Origin of the sequence: Klebsiella sp. 2-CIP_Kleb. (assembly GCF_050378715.1) — a bacterium.
Taxonomy (GTDB): domain Bacteria; phylum Pseudomonadota; class Gammaproteobacteria; order Enterobacterales; family Enterobacteriaceae; genus Klebsiella; species Klebsiella quasipneumoniae.
On record NZ_JBNRLG010000007.1, the window covers coordinates 1 to 20,599 of the forward strand.

At 59.0% G+C, this 20,599-nt stretch carries 20 protein-coding genes; 3 read left to right on the top strand and 17 right to left on the bottom strand.

Going from position 1 to position 20,599, the window contains the following annotated elements; genetic code table 11:
* Nucleotides 1-150, bottom strand: a 150-nt coding sequence (locus ACQUTP_RS20040) for a hypothetical protein (RefSeq protein ID WP_172437399.1), incomplete at its 3' end; no start/stop codon positions are given.
* 279 nt (nt 151-429) lie between these two features.
* Here ACQUTP_RS20040 and ACQUTP_RS20045 point away from each other — a divergent pair.
* Nucleotides 430-1,188: a M48 family metallopeptidase gene (locus ACQUTP_RS20045; RefSeq protein WP_017899781.1), complete on the top strand. Its 759-nt coding sequence runs from the start codon at nt 430-432 to the stop codon at nt 1,186-1,188.
* Between the two features lie 377 nt (nt 1,189-1,565).
* Nucleotides 1,566-2,834, top strand: coding sequence for an OprD family outer membrane porin (locus tag ACQUTP_RS20050; RefSeq protein WP_032456606.1), 1,269 nt, complete (start codon nt 1,566-1,568; stop codon nt 2,832-2,834).
* Nucleotides 2,835-2,970: 136 nt separating this feature from the next.
* Here the strand turns inward: ACQUTP_RS20050 and ACQUTP_RS20055 are convergent, their stop codons facing one another.
* From ACQUTP_RS20055 to ACQUTP_RS20120, 14 genes are all read right to left on the bottom strand, one after another.
* Nucleotides 2,971-4,611, bottom strand: coding sequence for a thiamine pyrophosphate-binding protein (locus ACQUTP_RS20055; protein ID WP_032456607.1), 1,641 nt, complete (start codon nt 4,609-4,611; stop codon nt 2,971-2,973).
* A gap of 13 nt (nt 4,612-4,624) precedes the next feature.
* Entirely contained in the window at nt 4,625-6,094 is a 1,470-nt protein-coding gene (locus ACQUTP_RS20060) for an aldehyde dehydrogenase (RefSeq protein WP_004205148.1), read from the bottom strand.
* 15 nt (nt 6,095-6,109) lie between these two features.
* Complete coding sequence (locus ACQUTP_RS20065; protein ID WP_032456608.1) at nt 6,110-6,874, bottom strand: aspartate dehydrogenase; 765 nt, start codon at nt 6,872-6,874, stop codon at nt 6,110-6,112.
* Nucleotides 6,875-6,883: 9 nt separating this feature from the next.
* Complete coding sequence (locus ACQUTP_RS20070; RefSeq protein WP_017899777.1) at nt 6,884-7,678, bottom strand: SDR family oxidoreductase; 795 nt, start codon at nt 7,676-7,678, stop codon at nt 6,884-6,886.
* A complete protein-coding gene (locus ACQUTP_RS20075; protein ID WP_032456610.1) occupies nt 7,662-8,432 on the bottom strand; it encodes an alpha/beta fold hydrolase in 771 nt (256 codons plus the stop codon). The genes ACQUTP_RS20070 and ACQUTP_RS20075 overlap by 17 nt, the downstream gene beginning before the upstream one ends.
* A gap of 9 nt (nt 8,433-8,441) precedes the next feature.
* Entirely contained in the window at nt 8,442-8,972 is a 531-nt protein-coding gene (locus ACQUTP_RS20080; protein ID WP_025999198.1) for a cupin domain-containing protein, read from the bottom strand.
* A 10-nt stretch (nt 8,973-8,982) separates the two neighbouring features.
* Nucleotides 8,983-10,239, bottom strand: a complete 1,257-nt coding sequence (locus tag ACQUTP_RS20085; protein WP_004205154.1) for an MFS transporter — start codon at nt 10,237-10,239, stop codon at nt 8,983-8,985.
* 26 nt (nt 10,240-10,265) lie between these two features.
* Nucleotides 10,266-11,462, bottom strand: coding sequence for an NAD(P)/FAD-dependent oxidoreductase (locus ACQUTP_RS20090; protein ID WP_032456611.1), 1,197 nt, complete (start codon nt 11,460-11,462; stop codon nt 10,266-10,268).
* Nucleotides 11,459-12,385 carry a VOC family protein gene (locus tag ACQUTP_RS20095; protein ID WP_009308624.1) on the bottom strand — a complete coding sequence of 309 codons (927 nt, stop codon included), beginning with the start codon at nt 12,383-12,385 and terminating at the stop codon, nt 11,459-11,461. Before ACQUTP_RS20095 ends, ACQUTP_RS20090 begins: the two co-directional genes overlap by 4 nt.
* Before the next feature lie 88 nt (nt 12,386-12,473).
* A complete protein-coding gene (locus tag ACQUTP_RS20100) occupies nt 12,474-13,262 on the bottom strand; it encodes an IclR family transcriptional regulator (protein ID WP_004205158.1) in 789 nt (262 codons plus the stop codon).
* Nucleotides 13,263-13,275: 13 nt separating this feature from the next.
* On the bottom strand, nt 13,276-14,025 hold the full coding sequence (locus tag ACQUTP_RS20105) for an SDR family oxidoreductase (protein WP_032456612.1): 750 nt from the start codon (nt 14,023-14,025) through the stop codon (nt 13,276-13,278).
* Nucleotides 14,025-15,047: an aromatic ring-hydroxylating oxygenase subunit alpha gene (locus ACQUTP_RS20110; RefSeq protein ID WP_004205160.1), complete on the bottom strand. Its 1,023-nt coding sequence runs from the start codon at nt 15,045-15,047 to the stop codon at nt 14,025-14,027. Before ACQUTP_RS20110 ends, ACQUTP_RS20105 begins: the two co-directional genes overlap by 1 nt.
* 10 nt (nt 15,048-15,057) lie before the next feature.
* On the bottom strand, nt 15,058-15,366 hold the full coding sequence (locus ACQUTP_RS20115) for a recombinase-like helix-turn-helix domain-containing protein (RefSeq protein WP_017899772.1): 309 nt from the start codon (nt 15,364-15,366) through the stop codon (nt 15,058-15,060).
* On the bottom strand, nt 15,363-15,686 hold the full coding sequence (locus tag ACQUTP_RS20120; RefSeq protein WP_004151769.1) for a Rieske (2Fe-2S) protein: 324 nt from the start codon (nt 15,684-15,686) through the stop codon (nt 15,363-15,365). Before ACQUTP_RS20120 ends, ACQUTP_RS20115 begins: the two co-directional genes overlap by 4 nt.
* Nucleotides 15,687-16,113: 427 nt before the next feature.
* Between ACQUTP_RS20120 and ACQUTP_RS20125 the strand changes: the two genes are divergently transcribed.
* A complete protein-coding gene (locus tag ACQUTP_RS20125) occupies nt 16,114-17,334 on the top strand; it encodes an MFS transporter (RefSeq protein ID WP_032456613.1) in 1,221 nt (406 codons plus the stop codon).
* Between the two features lie 127 nt (nt 17,335-17,461).
* Here the strand turns inward: ACQUTP_RS20125 and speB are convergent, their stop codons facing one another.
* Nucleotides 17,462-18,382 carry an agmatinase gene (speB, locus tag ACQUTP_RS20130; protein ID WP_004205166.1) on the bottom strand — a complete coding sequence of 307 codons (921 nt, stop codon included), beginning with the start codon at nt 18,380-18,382 and terminating at the stop codon, nt 17,462-17,464.
* A gap of 233 nt (nt 18,383-18,615) precedes the next feature.
* Complete coding sequence (gene speA, locus ACQUTP_RS20135; protein ID WP_004205167.1) at nt 18,616-20,592, bottom strand: biosynthetic arginine decarboxylase; 1,977 nt, start codon at nt 20,590-20,592, stop codon at nt 18,616-18,618.
* Nucleotides 20,593-20,599: the final 7 nt, after the last annotated feature.

Below are 20,599 nucleotides of genomic sequence, written 5' to 3' on the forward strand. Positions count from 1 at the left end.
GTTCGGGTTATGGTTCAGGAAATCACGCCACAGCACTTCGGCAATGTCAGCCATACCCATCGGGGCACCCGGGTGGCCGGATTTGGCTTTCTGTACAGCGTCCATGCTCAGCGCACGAATAGCGTTAGCAAGCTCTTTACGTGAGGACATTTTGACTCCAGTTCGGACTGTTGAAGGCCATGCCCTTAACGACTTGACGAGAGCGCGTTTTGGGCTACGCCGGAAAAAAGTGTGAACAATGTAACCCAAGCGACAAGTCATGTACATGGAGCATCCTTTTGCCCTTTAAGAAATCTCTGGAACAGGTTGTGCTACGCCGGAATCCGCTCGCCCGTATCCTGCGATACTCTTTATAATTTACGCAGAATACGGTTCCCTGCCGTCGCCGTATTGTCGGATAAACAACCATAAGATTGTGGAAGATAAAAAATGAAAATTCGCTCAACCGTACTTGCTCTTGGGATCGCAGCAACGCTCACCGGATGTCAGAACATGGACTCCAACGGTCTGCTCAGCTCAGGGGCCGAAGCCTTCCAGGCATACTCCCTCAGCGACGCGCAGGTGAAAACCTTAAGCGACCAGGCCTGTAAAGAGATGGACGCCAAAGCGAAAATCGCCCCGGCCAGCAGTGAATACAGCCAGCGGCTGAACAAAATCGCGGCTGCGCTGGGCGATAACATCAATGGTCAGCCCGTGAACTACAAGGTCTATGAGACCAAGGATGTCAACGCCTTCGCCATGGCCAACGGCTGCATCCGCGTCTACAGCGGGCTGATGGATCTGATGAACGATAATGAAGTCGAGGCGGTGATCGGCCACGAAATGGGCCACGTCGCGCTGGGCCACGTGAAGAAAGGGATGCAGGTTGCCCTGGGCACCAACGCCGTGCGCGCGGCGGCGGCCTCCGCCGGCGGCATCGTCGGCAGCCTGTCCCAGTCGCAGCTCGGCGATCTGGGTGAAAAACTGGTGAACTCGCAGTTCTCCCAGCGCCAGGAATCGGAAGCGGACGACTACTCTTACGATCTGCTGCGTAAGCGCGGCATCAATCCGTCGGGACTGGCCACCAGCTTCGAAAAACTGGCCAAGCTGGAAGCCGGCCGTCAGAGCTCGATGTTTGACGATCACCCGGCATCGGAAGCCCGCGCGCAGCATATTCGCGATCGCATGAAGGCCGACGGGATTAAATAACCGCCAGCGGGAGGCATGTCTGCCTCCCTTTTTTATCTACCAGTAAAAATATTTAGCCGCATCAATTGATAATTTAAGCGCACAAACCGTTAATTATGATTGCACCTCGTCGCAGCCAATTATTTTATATGCTGTTACTCAGCAATATATTATTTGGCAAATGAAAAACGGCGTACGCAATCCGCCTTTCAGAACCGGGTTCGACCAAATATTAAATAGTCCACCCCTCTTCGCCAAACGCAGCCAGCGCGCGCCACACCGCTTGTTTCCTGCCGATACCATTGCTCACACAATGATTGCTTTCGACATTATTTCAGGAGAATATCGCGATTGCAGTGATTCCCTTGAATATATCGACAGACAGAGAAGTGCCCTCAGTGAAAAAAGAATTACCATTCATCGCACTTGGCATTATTGCCGCCGCACCGGCTTTCGCCAGCCAACAATCGACCAGCCAGGGCTTTATTGACGACAGTCATCTGGATCTCTTTTTACGTAACGCTTATATCAAACGCGATTATCGCGATGGGCTGCCGGATAAAGCCGAATGGGGCCAGGGAATTATCGCCACCTTCGCATCCGGCTTTACCCAGGGGCCGGTCGGCTTCGGCGTGGACGGCATCGCCCAGTACGCCGTGCGTCTCGACGGCGGCCGCGGCCGTAGCGGCGCGGGCGGCATCGACTTTTTCGCCCAGGATGACGACGGCCGGGCAAAATCCGACCTCGCGAAATTCGGCGCCACCGGCAAAATGCGCTTTTCGAATACCGTGCTCAGCTACGGCAGCCAGCGCCCAATGCTGCCCATCGTCTACGCCGACGACTCGCGCCTGCTCTACGAGAGCTATACCGGCACCATGCTGACCTCACGCGAAATCGACGGTCTGGACATTAACGCCGGTTATCTCACCGATCAGCAGCGCAAAAGCGACGACAGCCACAATAGCGGCCTGAAGAGCCTGACCTTTGGCGGCGCCAGCTATCAATTCAACGACCAGCTCAGCGGCGCGCTATACGCTTCACACGTCGAGGACGTGCTGAATAAGCAGTATCTCGGCCTGAACTACAAGCAGCCGTTCGCCGCCAGCCAGCAGCTGATTCTCGATTTCAACGGCTATCACTCACGTCTGGATCAAGAATATGCCGATGCCAATGACACCGGACGCAGTAACAACATCTGGAGTCTGGCCGCCAGCTATATCTGGGATATTCATACCTTTAAAGTCGCTTACCAGCAAAGCAGCGGCAGCACCGGCTACCACTATGGCGGCTACCAGAACCAGGGCGGCGTCGGCGATGGCGGGAACACCATCTGGCTGGCCAACTCCTACTGGTCTGATTTTAACGGGGAAGATGAACGTTCCTGGCAGGCATCGTACGGACTGGATTTTGCCGGGCTGGGGCTACCGGGGCTGACCTGGACCACCGCCTACGTGCGCGGGGATAACATTAAAACGTCAGAGACCAGCAACGGCAAAGAACACGAATGGTTCAATCAGGTTCAATACCAGGTGCAAAACGGGGCGGCGAAAGATTTGAAATTCAGACTCCGGTATTCGGTACTGCGGGTTTCCAGCAACGCCAGCGACTATAACATCAGCGGCAATGAAGTGCGGTTCTACGTCGAATATCCGTTTAACGTGTTTTAAGCACGTCATGAACCCTCTCCTGCGGGTCGGCCCTCTCCCGGCGCGCAGGAGCAACCGTCCGGCGCCTTGATTAACCCCCTGTGCCGTACGGTACCCTCTCCCCGGAAGGGAGAGGGTTGGGGTCACTGGGTTATCATTAATACAGCGTCTTCTGCGGCGGGCCGGCAAAGCGCAGCGCGCCAATCTGGCCCATCTTCACTTCCACCACCGATGGCCCCGGCATCGCCAGCGCCTCGGTCATCACCGCCTGAAAATCCTCAGCCCGATCCACGCTCCACGCCTGCAGACCCATCGCCTGCGCCAGCAGGGTAAAGTCTGGCGTGTGCAGCTCGTTGTAATACTGGCGACCGCCAAAGTACTTATCCTGAATACCGCGCATCACGCCGTAGCCGCCATCGTTCATAATCAACAGCGTCACGTTGGCCTTCTCCTGCGCCAGGGTCGCCAGTTCGCCAAGGTTGAGGCTCAGGCCGCCGTCGCCGACCAGGCCGACCACTTTCCGTTGCGGATTGGCAATCGCGGTGCCCACCGCCATCGGCAGCCCCATACCGATGGCTCCGGCCAGAGAATGGATATTCATCAGCGGACCGTGAGCGCGGAACAGACGGCTGCCCCACAGGCTGCCGGAAACGGTAATATCGCGCACCAGAATGCCGTCATCGGGCAGCGCCTGCGCAATCGCGTCATTCAATTTAGCGTAAGCGCCGCACTGGTCGCGCAGCCCCTGCTCCGCCGCCTCTACCGCCTCTTTAAGTTGGCTATCCCAATGCGCATCGCCCCATATCCGGCCCTGTACCCGCTTCGCCAGCGCGTCTAATAAAGCGCGGCAGTCCGCCACCAGCGTGTTGTCCATCAGGTAGTTACGGCTGGCCGCCGCCGGGTCGATATCAATCTGCACCCTCGGCGTGGGCAGCGCCAGCGTCCATGAGCGCGTTTCGTTGCTGCGCAGCCGGGAACCGGCCACAAGTGTGAAATCACATTGTGAAATCAGCGCTTCAACCGAGGGAGAATTATGAAACGCGCGCAGGCTGGCGCGATGGCTGTCTGCCAGAATGCCGCGGCCGTGGGTGCTGGAGATCACCGTCACCCCGGCATCCGCCAGCGTCTTCACCGCCTCGCCGCTCTCTAACGCGCCGCCGCCAAGCCACAGCAAGGGCAGCTTCGCCTGCTTAAGCTGCGCCCACAGCGCATCGACCATCGCCGGTTCCGGCTCAACCGCCGGAGCGCGTTTCAGCGGCGCGGTCAGCAGTGAAAGCGGTATTTTGGCGCTCTGAATGTCGATTGGGATCTCCACCGAGACCGGGCCGCACGGCGGCGTCTGCGCCTCCTGAATCGCCTTATGCAGGATAGCCACCGCCTGGTTGGCGTTGCTAATGCGGTAAGCGCGCTTCGAACTGGCTTTCAGAAAGGTCAACTGATCGCGGGTTTCGTGAATAAAACCGGTGTCGGCGTCCAGCCAGGCTTTTTCGACCTGTCCGGTCAGGTGCAGCAGCGGCGTACCGGCGTTCATCGCCTCAACCAGCGCGCCGACCGCATTACCCGCCCCCGCGCCGGTACTGGTCAGCGCCACGCCGAGCCCTGAAAAACGGCCGTGGGCGTCAGCCATGGTCACCGAGCCCGCTTCACCTCGCGCCGGAACAAAGCGGATTTTTTCCCGCTGGCCGACGGCATCGGCGATCGGCAGGTTATGGATAGAAATGACGCCATAAATGGCTTCAACGTGATACTGCTCCAGCGTTCTGGCGATGGCATCGCCGACGGTTATCATTTCGCTCATTGCTCACCCTTTCTCAGTCGCACCAGTGGTTGACGCTATTACCCGTCGCCAGATAAATGCTCTTTTGCTGCATCCAGGCCTTCAGCCCCTGGATCCCTTTTTCGCGGCCCAGACCGCTCTCTTTAAAGCCCCCAAACGGGGTCGAAATGGAGAAAACTTTGTAGGTGTTGATCCACACCGTACCGGCTTCCAGCTGCTCGCTCAGACGCAGCGCGCGGCCGGTATCGCGCGTCCAGATCCCCGCCGCCAGCCCAAAGACCGAATCATTGGCCTCACGGATTAACGCCGCTTCATCGCGAAAACGCATCGCCACCAGTACCGGCCCGAAGATCTCTTCCTGGCAAACGCGGGCCTGATTGTTCAGCCCTTCAATGATGGTCGGCAGGAAATAGCTGCCTGCCGCCAGTGCCGGATCCGCCGGGATCTCGCCGCCGCATAGCACCCTGCCGCCTTCGCGTTTCGCCAGCTCGACGTACTCCTGCACGCTCTGGCGGTGTTTATCGTTGATCAGCGGCCCGACGTGGGTGCCAGCGTTGAACGGGTGACCAACCCGCAGCCCTTGGGTTAACTCCAGCAGGCGGGCCATCAATTGCGGGTACACTCTGTCATGAACAAACAGCCGCGAGCCGGCAATACAGGCCTGGCCGCCGGAGCTGAAAATGCCGTAGCAGATGCCCCGCGCCGCCTGTTCGATATCGGCATCTTCCAGCACGATGGTCGGTGATTTGCCGCCCAGCTCCAGCGACGCCGGGATCAGTTTTTCCGCCGCCACATGCGCCAGGTGACGTCCGGTGGTGGTGCCGCCGGTAAAGGAAATTTTGCGCACCTTAGGATGGCGGGCCAGCGCATCGCCGATAATCGATCCTTTACCCGGCAGCACGCTCAGCAGTCCGGCGGGTAAACCGGCCTGCTCAAAGATCTTCGCCAGCTCCAGCGCCATCAGCGGCGTGGCTTCCGCCGGTTTGAGGATCACCGCATTTCCGGCGGCGATCGCCGGGGCCACCTTCTGCATTTCACTGGCGATCGGCGAGTTCCACGGGGTGATCGCCGCCACCACGCCCAGCGGCTCATAGCGGCTCAGGGTCAATAGATCCGCCTGCCGCGGCGTCGGCAGCTCGCCCTCCAGCAGTTCACAGGCGGCGGCAAAATAGCGCGCCGTCCCCGCCGCGCTCATCACCAGTCCCCGCGCCTCAGCCAGCGGCTTACCGTTATCGCGGCTCTGCTTTTGGCTTAACTCATCAAGTTGCACCTCTATCAGTTCCGCGACCTTATGCAGGATCTTCGCCCGCTGATGCGGCAGCATCGCCCGCCACGTTGGCTCCCGCCAGGCGCGGTCGGCACAGTCGATCGCCTCCTGCAGATCATCGAGGCTTGCCGCATGCAGCGCCGCGTTAATAGCGCCATCCGCCGGAAACTGGCTGTGCATCAAATTGCCGCCGCCGCGACGCCACTGGCCGCCGATAAAAATGTCTAATTCGTCCATCTCAGCCTCTCTGCGTTATGCCAGTTCACGGCAGGCGCGTACCGCGCTCAGTGCCGCGAGGGTCGATGTTTTCGGATTGCTGGCGAGCGGCAGGCCGCTCAGCTCAAGGTGAAACTCGCCGAACAATCCTTCGGCGTGTAGCGTATGGGTGTTGCGTTGCGTAGCCGGATCGACCATCAGCTGTACCCGGGTCGCGTCAAGGCCGATACCGCCCAGCGCGATGGTTGCCGCCACGTTGGCATTCGCAGGGAATAACCGGGCCGCCTCGCGGGCGCTGCCCTCAAAGAAAATCTGCGCTTCATTGACCGCGCTGAGGTCGATAAGCTGTTCAGCATAGCTACCGCGCCAACTGGCCGGGCTTTTACGCGACCGATAGGTCACTCGTTCAAGCCCCCCCTCTTTCGCCGCCGCCAGGCCATCTATTCCGGCCACCGCGCCAGCCAGCAGCGTCAGCTTGCCACCCGCCTGGCGTAAACGCTGTTCCAGTTCGCTGTCCGCCAACGCACCGGTCGAGATCACCGCCAGATGCCAGCCGCGCGCCAGCACCGCTTCGCCGTACTGCGCGACCGCCTGCTGACTGGCGCATTCCAGCACCAGATCCGGCGTCCCACCGCATTGCAGCGGATCGGTAAGCGGCGTCACCGTTTGACCAAACTGCAGGCAGATCGCTGCGTGATGCGATTCACGCGCCACGATCCACTCCACCTTCACCTGCGGCGGCAGGCGTTCAATCACCGCCTGGGCCATCGCGCCATAGCCAATTAACATGACCTTTTTCATCATCTTTCCTTACAGATGGCGACAGAAACCGCCGGAAACGTCCAGCGCCGCGCCGGTGGTAAAGGAGGCCAGCGGCGAAGCGAGGAATAGCAGCGCTTGCGCTGGCTCCTGCGGCTTACCGAGACGCGCCATCGGGATCCCCCGCTTACGGGCGATATCGGCGGTCCACTGCTGCCAACTCTGGCTCTTATCGCTTCGGCTCTCAAAACGGCGCTGCCACTGCCCGGACTCCACCATCCCCAGCAGAATGGAATTCACTCGAATGCCTTTATCCACCAGCTCTTTCGACAGAGTCAGCGTCATATTGAGCAGCGCGGCGCGGGCGGCAGAGGTGGCGATCATGTGCTCTTCCGGCTGTAACGCCAGCAGCGAGTTCACACAGGTAATCGAGGCGATATCCGACGCCTCAAGCAGCGACTGAAAGGCCTTTACCGGGTTAATCACGCCGAACAGTTTCAGTTCGGCTTCGTGCAGCCAGGCCTCGCGTGGCGTATCGGCGAAGTGGGCGACATAGCCCTGGCCGGCGTTATTAATCAGCATATCGACGCCGCCGAAACGCGCGGCGACCGCGGCGGCGAACGCCTCAACTTCCGCTTCGTTCAGTACGTCACAGCGCCAGGAGAACACCTCGCCTTCTGGATATTCGTTTTGCAGTGCTGCATAGGCGCTGGCAAGACGATCCGGGTTGCGGCCGCAAAAGGCGACCTTCGCCCCTTCGCCTAGCAACAGGCGCAGCGTTTCAAAGCCGATTCCTGACGAACCGCCGGTGACGACCGCGACGCGTCCTTCAATTTGTGCATTCATCGCGCACCTCTTCCCCTATGCGTAAAAGCTGTTGATTAAAAAAGATTTCGTTATCGAGATAGCTGGCATGCCCAGCCTGCGGGATGGCGATGTAAGGAGCGCCGTAACGCAGCGCCACTCCTTGCACTAACTCCGGTTGGGTAATGGCATCCTGCTCGCCGCACCACACGGAGAGACGACCGCGATAGTCGGCGAGCCAACGGTGAATGTCGTCATGAGCCAGCATCCAGGCCGCGGCGAGATAACCGTCGCGGCGTAGCCTGCGCATCCCCGCCGCCACCGTCGCCACATCAGCTTCGCGCGCGCCAGGGCGCAGAAGTTTTGCCGCTCGCCCCTGGGCCATCGCCTCGCCGCCTTGCGCTATCTGCTGCTGACGCCCTAGCCAGACGTTTTCCCGCTGTGCGACCTCCGCCTGACCGTAGCCCTGCGCGACGTCGGCCAGCACCAGATAAAGCACCCGCTGCGGATATTTCACGGCGAAGGCAGCCGCCACCAACGCGCCCAGCGAATGGCCGACCAGTACGGTTTGTTCTACCTCGGCACGGTCCAGCATCAACGCCAGCGCGTCAGCGTAATCGCCAGCATCCGCCGGCGCCGCCGCAAGCATCGGGCTTTCGCCATAACCGGGCATATCCCAGGCCAGGACGCGGTAGCCGGGCAGCGCCATCTGTTTATGCCAGGAGGCTGCGCCGGAACTGATGCCGTGCAGCAGCGTCAGCGGTACCCCGCATCCTTGTTCACGAAAACCCGTCATCATCGCTCCTTAGTTACGCTTCACTTTTGACAGCGGATGATCTTCCGGATAAGTCGGAACATGCGGTTTCGGCGTGCCCAGCATCACGCACATCAGCGCCTCCTCTTCGCCGTGGTTAAACAAACCGCGATAGATTCCGGGCGGCACCGAGATCAGATCGCGTTCGCGCAGTACCGTTTCGGTATAGTTGTCGCCATCCTGAATCATCAGGGTGATCTGCCCTTTGAGCATGAAGAACACCTCTTCTACGTCATCATGCAGATGCAGCGGGCCTTCACATTTGGACGGCAACACCATGGTGGAAAAGGTGAAGTGCTCCGCCGGAACGGTGTTGGTATCGCTGGCGACGCCGGTGGCGCCGGTGCCGATGTAGCGCATCTGCGCGCGGCGATATTTGGGGTCGAAATCGGCCTGGAATTTCAGCGCATTCCAGTCGTATTTACGGCCTTCGAAGCGCGCGATACGCGACTCCACCCACTCTTCCATCGTCAAATGGTCAGGTTTCAAACTCTGTTTTGCAGTTACGGTTGAATCAGTCATCGTTTTATCCTCAGTAACGTCTCAGCAGCGGCAGTAACAGGGCGCAGCCCACCGCCGCCATCACTGCCAGAAAAATCAGCCCAGAATCCATGCTATGGGTGAAGGCGATAAGCGCGCCCATCACCGCCGGCGATAGCGCCCCGGCAAAGTTTCCCAGCCCGTTGAAAATCCCCCCCGCCGTGGCGCTGACCCGTGGATGGGTCGCTTTAGCCAGTAGGGCGAAAATGTTCGGCGCGCCGGTGCCCCACATAAAGGTGCTAAAGCTCATCGCCGCGATTACCGGCAGCGGCGTGGTGAAATGCATCACTGCCGCCAGGCCAATACCCGCGCCTGCCAGGGAAATAAAGCAGGCGGCGGCGCGCCTATCGACGCGGTCGGACAGCCAGGCGCCGATAATTTCGCCTAGCAACATGGCGATAAACGGCATCGACGACAGCCAGCCGGCGTGTTCCAGATGAATGCCTTTACCTTTAATCAGGTAGCCCGGCAGCCAGCCGTTGATCCCCCACAGATAGGCGAGAAAGGCGATGTTGAAGATGCAGATCATCCAAAAATGCGGACTCACAAAGAGCTCGCGACGCGCGCTGCGGCGCGCTTCCTGCGAGGTTTTATCGCTGCTCGCTCTCGCCTCCAGTTGCACGCCGCGCAGCCCGATGCGCACAAAAATCAGCACCGGTACCGTCAGCATCGCCATCACGAAAAATGTGCTCTGCCAGCCGAAAGTATTAAGTAGCCAAATTGACAGCGGGAATCCCAACGCTGCGCCAACCGGCGTGCCGAGCAGCCACAGCATGGTGGCGCGGGCCTGTAGCCGCTGCGGGAAGGTGTGGCGCACCACGGCAAACGCCAGCGGGAACAGCGGCCCTTCGGCGATGCCCAACAGGACGCGTAGCATCACCATCAGCGCGTAGTTGTGGGTGAAACCCATGATCACCATCAGGATGCACCACACCACCATCATTCCAGTCAGCAGACGCAGCGGCGCAATCCGGTCGCCAAGGCCGCTTAATAACACTGACGAGAAGCCGTAACTCAGCAAAAAGGCGCTCATCAGAATGCCCAGCCGGGTGGTGTCGAAATCGATGCCCATCGCCTGCTGGAAGTGACTATCGGAAAACAGCGCGGCGATACTGATTTTGTCGAAAAAAGCCAGCAGCACGCAGGCCAGCAGGGACAGCGGAATGGCCCAACGAACTGCTTTTTCAGGCGTGCGGACGCCCTCGCCGCTCGCCTCTGCAGGCGCGGCGTTGGTCTCTAATGTGGTCATTTCTCCCCCTTAAGGGTTCGCGTTACTTATCGCAATGACATCAGCGAGAAAGTCGGGTCAGCGAGCGGGACGTTAGAGAGATCCCTTCCCGCCGCCATCCAGCGCTTCGCCAGCTTCACGATACGTGCATTATTGAAGGCCACCAGCTGAGTTAAGCGTCCATCGGCATTCAGGGAGAAGTAGATCGCGCCCTGCGGCTCGTCACGCACAATGGTGCGGCTGCCCGCCTGCGGGATCCCGAGGATCTGGATATTGCGATCGTATTGATCCGACCACAGCCAGGGCGCCTCGTCGTAGCCGCTGGCCTGCGGATCGAGCATCGCTTTCGCCGTTGCGATGGCCTGATTTTGCGCAAAGGCCCACGACTGAATGCACAGGCCGTACTGATGGTGCTGAGCGACATCGCCAGCGGCGAAAATCGCCGGATCGTTACTGCGCCCCTGGGCATTAACGACAATCCCGCGATCGACAGTGAGCCCGGCATCGCGCGCCAGTTCGAGATTCAGATCGACGCCGATCCCCACCACTACCGCATCGAAGGTTTCCCGCTGGCCGTCGCAGTGCAGCGTCGGCAGGCCGTTATCATCTTCCAGCTCCAGCGCGCCGCAGCCGCCGCGAATCTCAACGCCCTGCTGGCGATGTAGTTGCGCCAGCGCCTGCGAGACCTCCATACTGACCGAGCGCATGCACAGCGCCGGCTGCTGCTCGTAAAGGGTTACGGCCACGTCGCTTTTGCGCGCCGAGGCGGCGATTTCGAGGCCAATCCAGCCGCCGCCGACGATCGCCAGCCGCGTTGCCGATGCCAGCCGCTGCTTCAGACGCTGCGCGTCCTGCCAGTGACGCAGAGTATAGACCTGCGGATGCTGCGCCCAGCCCTCGGACGGCAGCCGCGCCCGGCCGCCGGTGGCGATCAACAGTTGGTCATATGCCAGCGTTTCACCGTTGCTCAGCGCCAGGGTTTTATTTTGCCGATCGATCGAATCCGCACGCAGCGGGCGATACCAGCGTAGGTTCAGCGCCTGCTGCGCCTCGGCGCTAAATAACCGCGGCAGCGCCGGTTCGGCCTCCAGCAACGCCGCCTTCGACAACGGCGGGCGCTCGTAAAAATCCCATTGCTCTTCGGCAACCACGCAAATCTCCCCGCTAAACCCTTCATCACGCAGCGTTTTCGCCGCCCAGCCGCCAGCCTGGCCGCCGCCGATAATGACAATCCGCGCCGTCATACCGCCTCCGGTTTTTTCTGCTGGCGACGGGTATCGTGATCGATACCGCCTTCCACCGCCCATTCGGTAAAGGACACGAGTGAATGCTCCAGCTCGCGCGGCTGCCAGTTTTCCGTCAGATAGTCATCGTTGGTGTAGTATTCAAAAGCGCCGCCGGTCGGGCTGTTGACATACCAGAAGTAGGCTGAGGAGACCGGATGGCGACCTGGACCGATAAAAGTGCTCCACGCGTTTTTATTCATCGCAATGCCGCCGCCGATCACTTCATGTATATCCCGCACGGTAAACGCGACGTGGTTAAGCCCCCGTTTTCGGTTCGGCAATTGCAATAAGAAGAGGTTATGGTGGCCACCGCGCACGCCGCAGCGCAGGAACACCGCGCGATTGATGTAACGGTCTGACACCTGGAAGCCGAGTACTTCGCGATAGAAACTTTCCACCGCCGCCAGTTCTTCCACGAAGAACACCACGTGGCCGACATTAATGGGCTGCGCGCGGTCGTACACCGGGCTCGGGGTGTCGATGCGACGCACATCGCCCCACTGGTTGATCGGTTCAACGTTCAGTTCAACCGCCGTTTGCTGGCTAACCTGCACCCGCAGCGTCATACCGTTAGGGTCGCGACACTCCAGCGCGCCGTCGATTTCACGGAAAGCGGGCTGGCGTTCCAGCTTCGGGCGCAGCGCATCCAGCGCCGCCCGATCCGCCACGCCCCAGGTCATGCGACGCAGGGTGTTGCCCGCCTCAAAGGCTGGCGGTAAGTCAGCGGCATCGGTCGGGTTAAGTTCGACCCGCGCGCCGCTGAGGGTGGTAAACGCGCGGCCGCTGGCGTCGCCGGTCAGGCCAAAATCGCGCATGAATTTAGCACTGTGGTTCAGGTCGTCTACGCCAAATTCCAGCTTTTCAATTCCGGTAATACTCATTATTCGTCGCCTCTTTACCGTTCAGTCGCCCGAATTTGGGCGTAAAACATGCCCGACGCAATCAAGCGCCTGCTGTTAATTTGTTGATTTAACTTGCCTGTGACAAATATCCGAGGAAGCCGGAAATTTTGTCCGCCGCCATACTGACGTCGTTCTGCAACCGCTCGCGATCGCTTTGCGGGATCTCGTCCGACGGCACCAGAATGCTGACGACCGCCGCCACCCGGCCGCTGCGGTCAAAGACCGGATAGACAATCGATGAGATGCCGTGGCGGTAGAACGATTCGCCAATCACGTAGCCGCGAGCTTTATCCTGCTGCACCATCTGCCACAGCGCTTCGCGGTCATGCAACTGGCCCGGCGTATTGCCCGGCAGCCGTTCATCCGGGAACAATTGTTCAAACTCGCTGCGGGAAACATCGGTCAGCAGCATGCGACCAAGCGAGGTGCAGTGCACCGGTAGCCGCGTTCCGACGCTGACCTGGTTGATGCGCGAACCGGCGGCGCTGACGCGGGCGATGTAGATAATGTCGCGGCCGTCGCGGATCGCCAGATGGCTGCTGCACTGGCTGATATCGCGCAGTTGCTCGATGACCGGCTGACCCACCTGAGCGACATCCAGGGAGGCGATATATTCAAAGCCCAGACGCAGTACGTTCATGCCTAGCGAAAAGGTATTGGTGCGGGCGTTACGCTCAAGAAAGCCCATATATTCCAGCGTCTGCACCACGCGATAGGCGGTCGCTTTCGGCATATCCACCAGCCGATGCAGCTCGGCAAAGGTCAGATCGCGATGCTGTTCGCCAAACGCCAGCAGCAGTTGTAAACCGCGCTCCAGACCCGGTACCAGGTACTTCACTTCCTGATCGTTCGCCATACCGCCTCACTTGTTAGTTAAAGACAAAACCGCCGTTGACCGGGATCAGCTGGCCAGTGATAAAGCGCGAAAGATCGCTCAGCAGCCAGACCACGCTGCCGGTGACATCTTCCGGCTGCTGCGCGCCGCTGAGCGCGCGGCCGTTCTCATACAGCTGATGACGCTCGGCGGGAACGTATTCCGTGGCCTCAACGCGGGTCAGTCCCGGCGCGATGGCGTTGATACGGATCCGCTTTTCACCCAGTTCGCGGGCCATGGAACGGGTCATCGCAATCACCGCGCCCTTACTGGCGACATAGGCCATCAGCCGCGGCGCGCCCCACAGCGCGGTATCCGAAGCGACGTTGACGATCGCCGACCCTTCGCGCAGCAGCGGTACCGCCTCGCGGGTCACCAGCCAGGTGCCTTTGACATTGACCGTCATCACCCGATCCCACAGGTCCGGATCGTAATCGATCATATTTTTACCGCCGACGCCGGTGGCCATCGCCGCGTTATTGACTAAGCCATCGATAGGCCCCTGCGCGCCGATGGCGCTGAAGACCTGCTCGATCGATGCTTGACTGGCAAGATCGATGGCGTGGGATTCGATCTGATAGCCCTTCTGCTGCAGGCGATGAGCGCTTTCCGCCAGCTCCCCCTGCAGGATGTCGCACATCACCACCGTCGCGCCCTGCGCGGCGCAGGCTTCGGCAAAGTGGTAGCCCAGGCCACGCGCCGCGCCGGTGACGACAATACGTTTACCGTTTAGCAGGCCGTTCATCAGGCGGCACCCTGCTGCGCTTCGCGGAGCGCTAACTGCTCTTTCGCCGCTTTCTGCATCATGCGGCGCAGGCGGGACAAACCGACGTCATGTTGATAAAGGTATTCATGATCGCGGGCGTTCGGCGCCAGGCTCTCCAGCACCACGCGATCCTGCTCCAGTACTTCCCAGTGCAGTTTTTCCAGACGGTTGCGGTACATAAAGCGCCACAGATCGCGCTGCCAACCTTGAACGCCGCGGATGCGCCAGAAGAAGACGCGGCAGTTGTCGTTATCTTCCGGAACCACCATGCCGACGATCCAGAAGTGGCCGCCCGGCCCGAAACGCTTTTTGTACGGAATAGACAGGCGCATCCAGTAGGCGCCGCTGTTGCCCAGTTCAACCCAGTCAAAGTTGACGCCGCTCTGCCCTTTTTTCTCGAAGATAAAGCCGGTTTTCGTCGGCTGCAGCACCATATCGGCTTTGCGATCGCCTTCCGCCATCGAGTGCGATGACGAGTGCAGATAGGTACCGTGCATCGGGTCCATCACGTTTTCCAGCGCGTACTGGTAGTTGCATTTCCACGCCGCGGTGCACAGGAAGTGACTGTATTTTTTGTGGTCGGCCAGCTCCTCCGGGAAGCTCAGTTCATCAGGCTGCTGGTCGGCGGTGACGCCGAACCACAGGAAGATTGCCCCGTGCGCTTCCTGCACGTTGTAGCTGCGCACGCACTGCTGGCCGACCAGCGGGCAGCGGTCAACCGCCGGGACGTCTTTGACTTCGCCGTTGCCGGCGACTTCCACGCCGTGATACCAGCAGGCGATACGATCGCCTAAGTTCCAGCCCATCGACAGGCGCGCGCCGCGATGCGGGCAGCGGTCTTCCAGGGCCTGCACCTGGCCATCTTTATTCCGCCAGACTACGATCTGCTCGCCGAGACGGGTAATGCCTACCGGCGCAGACTGCACTTCCCAGCTCGCCAGCACCGGATACCACAAACCGCGCAACCCTTTATCAAGATAGTTTTGTACCGTTGTCGTCATCGCTGTATCCTCAGTAACCGTTGACCTGTAAGAATGCCTGGAAACTGCTTTCGCTCCATGGTTCGCCCTGCTGGTCATGCATCCTGACGCCATTGAGGCCGTTCACCAGCTCACCGAGGCTTTCCGCGCCCTGCTCGAACAGCGTTTCCAGAGTGGCGATAAGCTGCAGTTCCCAGTTTTCCGGCACCCGGCTGCGGGTTTGCCAGATCAGATTGGGATAGTCGCCGGGCTTATGGATATTGCCGTTTCCACCTTCCGCCGGTGGCGTAAACTGGCGGCTTTCCGGTAGCGCCGGGTTGAAATCCAGGGATTCGCTCATGCCACGTTCTCCTCAATAAAGGTAATCTGGATCTGATTGTCATATACCCGCACCGGGTAACGATTAAGGTTGCGACCGCCGGGGCCATGCAGGCACTGGCCGGTTTTCACGTCGAATACCGCCTCATGCAGCGGGCATTCCACTTTGCCATCTTCGACAAAGCCCTGGCTCAGGAGCGCATAGGCATGAGGGCAAACGTCTTCCAGCGCGTAATATTCGCCATCAATCAGATAAATGCCGATCTCCTTACCGTCGATATTGCCGCTATATGGAAAATCTTCTTGTACTTGCTCCGCGTCACATACGCCTATCCAGCTCATCGCAATCCTCCAGGCCGTTGTTTCATATATGAAACTGTGTTTCTTATTTAATACGACCAATATAAAAGCGGCGAATGTTTCGTCAAGCGTTAATGTGACGAACTTGTTAATGAATAGCTTTTAAATTAGCTAAGTGTGCAATTGATCACGAAAAACTGCATTCAGATGAAATGATGATATTTAAAGCGGTGATCCATTATAAATAAAAATTCCGATTTAAATTTCACATACGACTATTGACTTCTTTTCAAATCGATCATTAAAAATGGGCAGCAGCGGAAAACATGGTGTTTCACCCATGAAACAACTATTTATTTAATCATTTAAAAACAATGAGTTTCACAGGTGAACCATTTTACTCACGTAACTATTTCTGGCGTTAAAAAATAATACCTGGCAATCATTAAATTAAGCGTAGAGACAACGAATGGCAGCAAGATGGCAAGGGGTAATAGCATTACTTTTGTTAATAATTATTTCCTACGTCGATCGGGTAAATATCTCGGTGATGATCCTTAACCCGGAATTCGCTGCCCATTTCCAGTTAAATGAAAACAGAATGTTACAAGGCATGCTAATGACATGCTTTCTTCTGGGTTATGGGTTTTCGGCATTATTATTAACACCAGTTATAGAAAGTAGATGGCATTATCGTCAGGGGCTGTTAATCAGCATTGTTATATGGGCGCTGGTGTGCGCCATTTCCCCATTACTCGGTTCACTGGTGGGAATGTTGATCGCGCGCATCGTGCTTGGCGTGGCGGAGGGACCGCTGTTTTCACTGAAAACACGCTTTATCAACGACAACTTTGCCGCCGATGAAATCGGCAAACCGAATGCGGTAACCGCCCTTGGCGTATCGTTGGGGCTAGCGGTAGGCTTCCCACTGGTCACCTGGCTGATGGCGCACGTTGGCTGGATCGGCTCCTTCTATGCGCTGGCGCTGATGAATCTCCTGCTCGGCGGCGGGTTAATCTGGCGGTTTCTCCCCGCGCCACAAGTAACCTCACAGCGCGCGAAGTCTGGCTTTAGCCAAACTTTTGCCCTCGCCTGGCGTACGCCGCTGCTTGGCTGGATCCTGCTGATAGAAATTGCCACCCTCAGTTATCTGTGGGGGAGTAGCGCCTGGCTGCCAGCCTGGCTGCGCGATGAGCATCATTTCTCGCTACAGGCCACCGGCCTGCTGGCGGCTGTCCCCTTTCTGTTAAGCCTGGGCTCAAAGTTCCTTGGCGGCGTGCTCCTCGACAAAATGCGCCCGGAGCAGGCGCCGCTGTTGTTTATTATTGGCGGTCTACTCACCGCCGGTTCCGTGCTGGCGCTAATCCTCAGCGAACAGCCGGCGATGCTGGCGCTGTTTATGCTGGCGGCGAACGTGTTCTGGGGATTACAGGGGGCAGCGATCCCCGCGGTGGTTCAGCATCACGCCCCGCGCGAAGCGGTAGGCAGCGCCTATGGCATCATTAACGGCATTGGCAACATCTGCGCGGCGTTTATTCCGCTGCTGATGGGAGTGGTAATGAAATCAGTGGGATCGGTCAGTTCAGGTTTTTCCGTACTGGTGGCATCGCAGCTGATTACGCTGTGCGCCGGCGGCGCACTGCTGCTGCGTATGCGTCGCGCAGCAGCAGTAAACGCGTCTATACCCTAAATAAGTTGCAGGACAAAACGGCTAGCCGTTTTGAACAGCGCTTGCGCTGGCCCTATAAGGACGAGGCCCAGGGATGGGCCGAGTTATTGCCCACGCCTATGCAACTTGAAATATGACGGGAACAGATTTATTCGCCCTTCTTCGCCGCCTGGATGTACAGCATCTCCAGCGCCAGAGTCGCCGCCGCCAGGGCGGTGATTTCGGACTGATCGTAGGCCGGGGCGACTTCCACCACGTCCATCCCGACGATGTTCAGATCCTTCAGGCCGCGCACCAGCTTGATCGCGCGGTCGGAAGTCAGCCCGCCGATCACCGGGGTACCGGTTCCTGGCGCAAACGCCGGATCCAGGCAGTCGATATCAAAGGTCAGGTACACCGGCATATCGCCAACGATCTGCTTCACCTGGGCAATCACGTCATCGACACTGCGGTCGTTAACCTGGCCCGCATCAAGCACGGTGAAACCGTTATCTTTATCGAATTCGGTGCGAATACCGATCTGTACGGAGTGGTTGGGATCGATAAGCCCTTCGTTCGGCGCGGTGTAGAACATGGTGCCGTGGTCGAACTCGCAGCCGTTGGCGTAGGTATCGGTGTGGGCATCGAAGTGCACCAGCGCCATTTTACCGAAGTGTTTGGCGTGGGCGCGCAGTAGCGGCAGCGTAACAAAGTGGTCGCCGCCAAAGGAGAGCATGCGCTTGCCGGCCGCCAGCAGCTTCTCGGCGTGGGCCTGCAGCTTCTCGCTCATTTCGCGCGCGTCGCCGAAGGCATACACCAGATCCCCGCAGTCAACCACGTTCAGGCGTTCGCGCATGTCGAAGTTCCACGGAAAACGGTTGTGCTCCCAGGCGAGATTGGTGGAAACCTGACGAATCGCCGCCGGGCCATGACGGCCGCCCGCGCGCCCGGAGGTCGCCATATCGAACGGTACGCCGGTGATGACCCAGTCAGCATCGCTGTCGTAAGGCATGAAATTCATTGGTAAACGCAGGAAGCCAAAGGCATTGGATACCAGGGAGTTATCGTATTGATGACCTAAAGTGCTCATGGATATGACCTCTTTTCACAGTCGTGGAACGTAAAAAATAAGTATAAAAAAACCCCTCCGCGTCGTTAGGCCCGACGAGGAAGGGTTTGATAGATAAATCGCTTATTGGCGTGAATTATCGCCGGTAATGCATACGGGTTCAAGTGAGTATCGCCGTCTGCCGGATGACGGCTTCGCCTTATGCGGCCGACATACGCAGGCCCGGTCAGCGCAGCGCCACCGGGCATCAGCGGCTACTCGTCTTCCAGATAAGTGTACCCGTACAGACCCGCCTCGAACTCTTCGAGGAATTGCTGCTGCAGCGCGTCGTCCAGGCCGGTGTTTTTCACCTGATCGCGGAACTGGGTCAGCAGCGTGTTTGGATCCAGCTGCACGTACTGCAGCATATCCGCCACGGTATCGCCCTCGTCGGACAGCTCAACCTCAACGCTGCCGTCAGGGAAGACAAACACGTCCACCGCCTCGGTATCCCCGAACAGGTTGTGCATGTTGCCAAGGATTTCCTGATAGGCACCGACCATAAAGAAGCCCAGCATCGGCGGGTTCTCCGGGTCATATTCCGGCATCGGCATGGTGGTGGCGATCCCGTCGCCGTCCACGTAGTGATCGATGGCGCCGTCAGAGTCGCAGGTGATGTCCAGCAGCACCGCGCGGCGTTCCGGCGACTTGTTCAGCCCTTCCAGCGGCATCACCGGGAACAGCTGATCGATCCCCCACGCATCCGGCATCGACTGGAACAGCGAGAAGTTGACGTAGATTTTATCCGCCATGCGCTCCTGCAGCTCATCGATAATCGGACGATGAGCGCGGTTGCTCGGGTCGAGTTGCTTCTGCACTTCATGACACATGTTCAGATACAGCTGTTCTGCCCAGGCGCGCTCCTGCAGGTTGAAAGTGCCGGAGGAGTAGCCGATATGGATATCGTGCAGGTCCATCTGGCTGTCGTGCAGCCATTCGCGCAGCGAGCGGCGATTGCCGGTTTCGTGCATCTCCAGCCAGGTTTCCCACATGCTCTGCAGCGGACGCGCGGCGTCTTCCGCCGGCGGGGTCGCCTCGGTGTATTCGTTGCGCTCCACGCCGATGATATTGGAAACCAGCACGGTGTGGTGCGCGGTCACCGCGCGGCCGGACTCGGTGATGACCGTCGGGTGCGGCAGGCCGTTCTCTTCGCAGGCGTCGCCGATGGCCCAGATAATATTGTTAGCGTATTCGTTCAGGCCGTAGTTCACCGAGCAGTCGGATTGCGAACGGGTTCCTTCGTAATCCACACCCAGGCCACCGCCAACGTCGAAGCACTGGATATTAACGCCCAGCTTATGCAACTCGACGTAGAAACGCGCCGATTCACGCACGCCGGTGGCGATATCGCGAATGTTGGCCATCTGCGAGCCGAGGTGGAAGTGCAGCAGTTGCAGGCTGTCGAGGTGCCCTGCGGCACGCAGGATCTCCACCAGCTGCAGAACCTGGGTCGCCGCGAGACCGAACTTAGACTTCTCGCCGCCGGAGGACTGCCATTTACCGGACCCCTGCGAGGCCAGACGCGCACGCACGCCAAGGCGCGGCACCACGTTCAGGCGCTCGGCTTCTTCCAGCACGATGGCAATTTCCGACATCTTCTCGATGACCAGATAGACCTTGTGGCCCATCTTCTCGCCCACCAGCGCCAGACGGATGTATTCGCGGTCTTTATAACCGTTACAGACGATGACGCTGCGGGTCATCCCGGCGTGCGCCAGCACGGCCATCAGTTCCGCTTTCGAACCGGCTTCCAGACCCAGCGGCTCGCCGGAATGGATCAGCGATTCGATGACGCGACGATGCTGGTTCACCTTGATCGGGTAGACCAGGAAGTAATCGCCGTTATAGCCGTAGGATTCGCGCGCGCGCTTGAACGCGGCGTTGATTGAACGCAGGCGGTGCTGCAGGATCTGCGGGAAGCAGAACAGCGCCGGCAAGCGCTGCCCTTGCGCTTCGCGCGCTTTGACTAATTCAGCGAGATCAACGCGCGCTTCCGGGACGTCCGGATCCGGGCAAACGCTGATGTGGCCCAGTTCGTTGACGTCATAATAGTTATTGCCCCACCAGGCAATATTATAAGTACGCAGCATCTTGCTGGCTTCCTGGGAGCTCATCGCTACCTCCTGCATGGAACGTAGTACACCGTGTTCGCCTGCTGACGAAGGCGAAACCATAGACATGTCGTCAGACATAGCGAAC